Annotated in this window: 5 protein-coding genes; 3 read left to right on the top strand and 2 right to left on the bottom strand. The window is 69.7% G+C overall.

The window, feature by feature from the left end:
* Nucleotides 1–1,712, bottom strand: a 1,712-nt coding sequence (locus G6031_RS10475) for a fatty acid desaturase (protein WP_182653221.1), incomplete at its 3' end; no start/stop codon positions are given.
* A gap of 102 nt (nucleotides 1,713–1,814) precedes the next feature.
* Here G6031_RS10475 and G6031_RS10480 point away from each other — a divergent pair.
* Together G6031_RS10480 and G6031_RS10485 are read left to right on the top strand one after the other, a co-directional pair.
* Nucleotides 1,815–2,882, top strand: a complete 1,068-nt coding sequence (locus G6031_RS10480) for an AraC family transcriptional regulator (protein ID WP_182653222.1) — start codon at nucleotides 1,815–1,817, stop codon at nucleotides 2,880–2,882.
* A gap of 83 nt (nucleotides 2,883–2,965) precedes the next feature.
* Entirely contained in the window at nucleotides 2,966–3,670 is a 705-nt protein-coding gene (locus G6031_RS10485) for a TenA family protein (protein WP_182653223.1), read from the top strand.
* Between the two features lie 30 nt (nucleotides 3,671–3,700).
* Here the strand turns inward: G6031_RS10485 and G6031_RS10490 are convergent, their stop codons facing one another.
* Nucleotides 3,701–5,443 carry a sulfatase-like hydrolase/transferase gene (locus tag G6031_RS10490; RefSeq protein WP_182653224.1) on the bottom strand — a complete coding sequence of 581 codons (1,743 nt, stop codon included), beginning with the start codon at nucleotides 5,441–5,443 and terminating at the stop codon, nucleotides 3,701–3,703.
* Between the two features lie 341 nt (nucleotides 5,444–5,784).
* Between G6031_RS10490 and G6031_RS10495 the strand changes: the two genes are divergently transcribed.
* Nucleotides 5,785–5,940 carry a DUF6131 family protein gene (locus G6031_RS10495; protein ID WP_182653225.1) on the top strand — a complete coding sequence of 52 codons (156 nt, stop codon included), beginning with the start codon at nucleotides 5,785–5,787 and terminating at the stop codon, nucleotides 5,938–5,940.
* Nucleotides 5,941–6,011 lie beyond the last annotated feature (71 nt).

Consider the following 6,011-nt stretch of genomic DNA (forward strand, 5'->3'; position numbering starts at 1 on the left):
TCGCGGGCGATGCGGCGCAGCAGGCTGATGATCGGCGTGATGCCCACCCCGCCGGCGATGAGCAGTGACGGGGTGGCCGGGGAGTCCATCGCGAAGTCTCCCGACGACTGCGGCACGCCGACCAGCGTGAGGTAGCGCCCCGCCTTCAGCGTGCCGTTAACGCGGGCGGAGACCCGACCCCCTGCGACCCGCTTGACGCAGATCTCCAGGGCGTCCGATCCGTCGAGCCGCGAGTCGGTGCTGTCGCGGACGAGGCTGTACTGACGGACCAACTCGACGCGGCCGGTGCCGGTGCCGGTGCCGTGGTCGTCGTCGCCGTCGTCGTCGTCATCGACTTCCACCCGCACCGACACGTACGCCCCGGCGTCCCACTCCACGTCCTCCCACCCACGCGGCCTGGCCAGGCGCACGGAGAGCGCGTCACCCCCGGCGACCGGCGTCGCGGACAGGACCCTCGCCGGGACATTGTGGAAGCGCGGCTTGTCCAGGTACGGGGACTCGGGCAGGGGTCGGTAGGTGAAGCCCGAGATCACGCGGCGCCCGAGCGCGAGGGGGTCACGCAGCAACTCGGCCGGCCGCCCGAACTCCCGCTCGCCGAACGGCACGGACAGGCCCGTGAGCGTCTTGGCGATGAGCGGCACCGTCTCCAGCAGTGGGGTCTCGTGATACGGCAGCCCGTACCGGGCGGCGATGGCGCGCACCTCCGGCGCGATCCTGCGCTGCATGGACGGCGGCAGGTCGGGGAACAGGTGGTGCTCGACGTGCGTGTCCAGGCCGCCATAGAAGATCCGCAGGTCGGGACGGTTCTCGAACGGCACCTCCTCCTCCAGGATGCGGGTCAGTGCCTCGTCCATCTGCGGGCTCGGCAGGAAGTTGCGGGTCGCCCGGATCTGCCGCTCGTAGTACTGGTCGGGGGTCTCGTCGGGGCCGGGATCGGTGAACAGTTCCAGCTCGCCCGCGTGGTGTTCGATGAGCACCAGGAACAGCACGGACATGTAGCCGGCGACTCCGCCGAAATAGTTGGCCACCAGGGTCGGGAGCGGCTTCCATCCGGAGCGGAAGGGCTCGTCCACGAATCGGCGGCGCGCGTCCCGGCGGGCGATCCTGGCCGGCGATCGCAGGGTGTAGGCGCTGAAGAACGGGTGGCGGTCGACCTTGCGCGCGATGTTGGCCAGGAAGAACGGTGCCGCGACCGGGGCCATGGCGGCGAGCGCGGAGATGAACGCCACCTGCCCGAGGTGGTGGCCGTACCAGTCCTGGCCCGCGCTGCCGCGGAAGACGCTGTAGCCGAGGTCGTGGTCCTTGCCGACGATGTTGGTGTTGGGGTGGTGGCCCGCGTGGTGCATCGTCTTCCAGTGGCCGGTGTCCACGTTGAAGTCCCAGTCGTAGCGGTCCGAGTGGTACTCGCCGTTGTCCGGCAGGTGGTCGTAGCTGCCGTGGACGATGTTGTGGCCCAGCTCGGAGAACTGCATGAGCCGGTACATCATCTCCAGCGCGGTGGCCCGGCGGATCGCACGCGGACCCCCCTCGCGCAACAGCTCGCGGCGGCGGGCGTCGATCGCCTGCCCGTAGGCGGTGACGTGGCGGATGTGGTCCAGGTCCTCCTTGCCCACCTCGGCCTTGGCCCGCGCGTAGAGCTCCCCGATCGCCTCGGCCAGCCCGGTCGGTCCTGCCGATTCGGTACCCGTGCGGTTGTCGCTGGCGAGAGTCATGGATGTGACGGTAGCCACCGACGAGGGCCGGGGATAGGGCGTCGGCGGTCGCACATTTGGCATTTTCGGTCACCCGGCGGTGTGCGTTGCTACGGTCGGGCGATGACCTCGCCGTCGGACTCCGCGTCCCCCGTGTGGGCGGTGCCTCGCGGCACCGAGGGGATCCGCATCATGGTGGACGGCGGCGTCGCACGCGGGATGACGACGGGGGAGTGCCTGGCCGGGACCGGGCTCGACCCCCTGGATCTCGACGACGAGACCGCGCAGATCTGGGCGCATCAGGAGTTCGTGGTGATCCGCAATCTCCTGGGCCGGCTCGGGGACCGACCGGGTCTGGGGGCCGGAATCGGCGCGCATTCGACCCTCGGGCGGACCGGCGTCATCGGCTTCATGATGCTCGCGGGACCCACCGTGCGGGCCGCGCTCGATCGGGCCATCCCGTACCTCGCGCTCTCGCCCACGCACCTGCGGTTCTCGCTCGACGAGGATGCCGCTGACGGGACCGACCCGGAGGAGGCCTTCCTGATCGCCGCGGACGACGAGATCCCCGCGGATGTACGCGCCTTCGTGGTGGAACGCGACCTGGCGGGGTTGGCGGCGGCCCTGCGTGGAGCCCAGATCGACGTCGGCACCGCCGGCCTCGAGACGACCCTCGGCCCGGAGAGCGCCGTGATCCTCGGTGAGGCGTGGGGACTGACCGCCGACGAGGTCCGGCCACACGCCGAGCGGAACCGTCTGGTGATCACCCGTGAGCGGCTGGACGCGCGGCTGCCGCAGGGCGACGAGAACACGGCGAAGCTGTTCGAGAGGCAGTGCCGCGACCTGCTCGACGACCGGGTGGCGCGGGTGGGCGTGGCGGGGCAGGTCCGCAGTCGGCTGCAGCACGAGCGCGGGAGTTGGCCGTCGATGGCGGAGGTGGCCGGTGAGCTGCACGTCGATGTCCGCACCCTGCGTCGCCGCCTGGCCGCGGAGGGGACCTCGTTCCGGCGGGTGCTCGACGAGGTGAGGCATCATCGGGCCCTGGATCTACTGGCGCTGCGTGTACCCGTGGCGGAGGTGGCGCGCGAGCTCGGGTACTCCGAGACCGCCACCTTCACCCGGACGTTCACCAGGTGGGAGGGCGTCCCGCCCAGTCGAGCGCGGCGTTCAGCGGAGACCAGCGTTGACTAGGGTCGTGGAGACCGGGCCATGCGGATCGGGCACCGTTCCGGGGACATCGGCCGCCTTCCGACCACGACCCCAGGAGACCTGAGTTGACCCTGTTCGAGACCCTCAAGGATCGCTGCCGCCCCGAGTGGGAGGCCTACACCCGGCACGAGTTCGTCGAGGAGCTCGGGAGCGGGACGTTGCCCCTCGAGGTGTTCCGCGACTATCTGATCCAGGACTTCCACTTCCTGGTGCAGTTCGCGCGCGCCAACGCGTTGGCCGCGTTCAAGAGCCGCACGCTGGCCGACATCACCGCCGCGCACCAGGCCACGGGGGCGATTCTGGCCGAGACCGAGCTGCATCTGCGGCTGACCGAACGCTGGGGAATCCCGCGCGCCACCCTCGAGGCCGCCGCCGAGAAGCAGGCCACCGTGGCGTACACCCGCTACGTACTCGACTGCGGCATGGTCGGCGACCTGCTCGACCTGCACGTGGCACTGGCGCCGTGCACGATCGGTTACGCCGAGATCGGCGCACACCTGCAGCCCCGGCTCACCGAGCGCGGCAGCACGGAAGAGCCCGGCACGGGAGAGCGCGGCCGGGCCGGGCACCCGTACGGCGAGTGGATCGCCGAGTACTCGGGCGCGGAGTTCACCGCCGCGTCCCGCGCCGCGATCGAACAGCTCGACGTGCTGTCCGGGGGAGGGCTGACCGACCGCCGTCTCGACGAGCTCACCGAGGTGTTCCGCACGGCCACCAGGCTGGAGGCCGACTTCTGGCAGCAGGCGCTGGACAGCACAGACGGCCGCTGACCAGCGGAGATCGCACGGTGGCTCCGCCACTCAGGACCCCACCGAGCCGAGCGATCCCATCGGCCCGGTCGGTAGCGGCAGGTCCGCCGGCATCCCGGCGGGAGTGGTCCCCTTCTCCGCCATCTGCGCCAGCAGGACCGGCAGCATCTCGGCGAACATGTCGGCACGGAACTGCAGCGGGGCGAACGGGTTCGCGAGGTTCCGCAGTTCCAGGGGGTCCGCCGCGAGGTCGTACATCTCGAACACCGGGAGCTCGACCCACTGCGGATCGAAGTACATCGTGAACTTGCGGGTGCGGTCCCGGACCGTGCGCAGGTGGTTCGGCTGGGTGACCGAGGTCTGCCCGTCGGGTTGACCGATGTTGTCGTCGTCGAAGACGTAGTGGATGACGTCCTGCACCTCTCGGGTCGGCGCCCCCGGGTTCTCGACGGCGTCGGAGATGATCGGCGACAGGTCGGTCCCGCGGAAGCCGAAACCGGCTCGCACCTCGGGCGCCACCTCGGCGATCGTCGCGAGGGTGGGCATGAGGTCCACGAGACTCGACAGGGCATCGGTCGTCACCCCGGTCGGGAACAGCCCGGGGTTGCTGATCACGAGCGGCACCAGCATCGTCTCCTCGTAGGCGTTGAACACCTTCTGGCGCATCCCGCCGTGGGACATGGCCATCTCGCCGTGGTCGGAGACCTGGATGATGATCGTGTCCCGCCGCAGGTCGTTGCTCTCCACCGCGTCGATGACGGCACCGATGTGCTGGTCCACGACCTGCTGCATGTACGCGTAGAGATTGGCGTAGTTGCGGGCCTTCTCCTCGCCCACCAGGGCGCCGAGCCCGACCTGGGAGGCGAGGTTGATCTGGGTCTGGGCGCGGGGCTTGTGGTTGAGCGCCAGCACCTCGGTGAACGTCGGCGGCAGGTCGATGCCCATCTGGAAGCAGCCCGGTGCCGCATCGAGGTAGTTGGTACCACCGTCCGGCATCGTCAGGTCCCAGGTCTGCGGATAGGCGAGGATATCGTGCGGGTTCGCGAAACTGGCGACCAGTGCGAACGGCCGATCCGGGTCGTTCGGCACCGAGTTCAGGAACCCCACGGCCTCGTCGGCGTAGCGCTGGTCGTTGTTCGCGGTTCCGCCACCGAAGTTCTCCGGCTTGATGTCCTGACCCGCCTCCGGCGGGCTCCAACCGTGGAAGCCGAAGGACTCGACGTCGGCGGGAGTCGGGTCCAGGCCGTCCGCTCCCTTGCTCATGTGCCACTTGCCCCGGTAGTGCACGTCGTACCCGGCCGAGGCGAGCAACCCGGCCATGTTGGGCGTGGTCGGCGACAGTTGCGGCTCCGCATCCGACAGGCTCCCGCCCGAGGTGAGGGTGCGGTAGACGCCGTGCTGGGCGGGGTAGACACCGGTGAACATGGTGCTGCGACTGGGCGAGCACATCGTGGAGTTGCAGGCGTTGACATTGAACGACAGGCCGGTGTCGATCAACCGCTGGCGCTGCGGCAGGTTCTGCGCGGCCCACCCCTCCGGCCAGAACATCGGCCGCCGTTCCTGATCGGTCATGATGATGACGATGTTGGGTCGCCGGCGGATCCGGCCCTCCCCGACCGCGGCGCCGGCGGCGGGCGTGGTGCCCGGGATCGCCGAGGAGCCGAACGCGGCCCCCGCGGCACCCGCGGCGAGGAGGAGGCCGCTGCCGCCGAGGAAGGTGCGGCGGGGGATCGACGCGCCGGGGGGAGCGGGAGACGTGGAATGGGACGACGACGAGGTGGGCGACTGCGACATGGTGGACCCCTGGATGACCCGGCCGAGCCAACCCGGGGACCGCGCGGGCGATCGGGGAGGGCGGTCCCGGGGGTCGACCGGGGTGGTGCCGGATGCTTCGGATCGCGGCGATCCCGCGAATGCTGGGTGCGCTTACCGCCCGCTGTGGTGAAGGTTTTCTGAGAATAGCGCCTCATTCAGCTGCGCAGTGCGGATCGGGCGGGTCTCGCCGACGCCGAGGCCGCCACGTATGCCCGGACGAGCGTGCTCGCCTGCCTGCGAATCTCTGATCGGTCGTGGTTCGGGCTCGACCCATATACGCTCGGTTCATCCTGATCCGACAAAAGTGAAAGGACGAACCAATGATCATTCTTGGCGCAATTCTCTTTATCCTCGGATTCCTCTTGGACATCCCCATCCTCTGGACGATCGGCCTCGTGCTCGTGGCGATCGGCGTGATCCTCTTCATCCTCGGCGCAGCCGGCCGGGCGGTCGGTGGTCGTAAACACTGGTTCTGACCCCGGGTCCGGGCCCGTCGACAAGAGCGTTCCGCACACATCGCCCGAGAGGCGGGTGTGCGGAACGCTCT

Source organism: Dietzia sp. CQ4, assembly GCF_014145125.1.
GTDB lineage: Bacteria > Actinomycetota > Actinomycetes > Mycobacteriales > Mycobacteriaceae > Dietzia > Dietzia natronolimnaea.

What these genes read in the sequence shown, in the direction of transcription:
- G6031_RS10495 (WP_182653225.1), top strand. Translation starts at nt 5,785, where the DNA reads ATGATCATTCTTGGCGCAATTCTCTTTATCCTCGGATTCCTCTTGGAC.
- G6031_RS10490 (WP_182653224.1), bottom strand. Translation starts at nt 5,443, where the DNA reads ATGTCGCAGTCGCCCACCTCGTCGTCGTCCCATTCCACGTCTCCCGCT.
- G6031_RS10480 (WP_182653222.1), top strand. Translation starts at nt 1,815, where the DNA reads ATGACCTCGCCGTCGGACTCCGCGTCCCCCGTGTGGGCGGTGCCTCGC.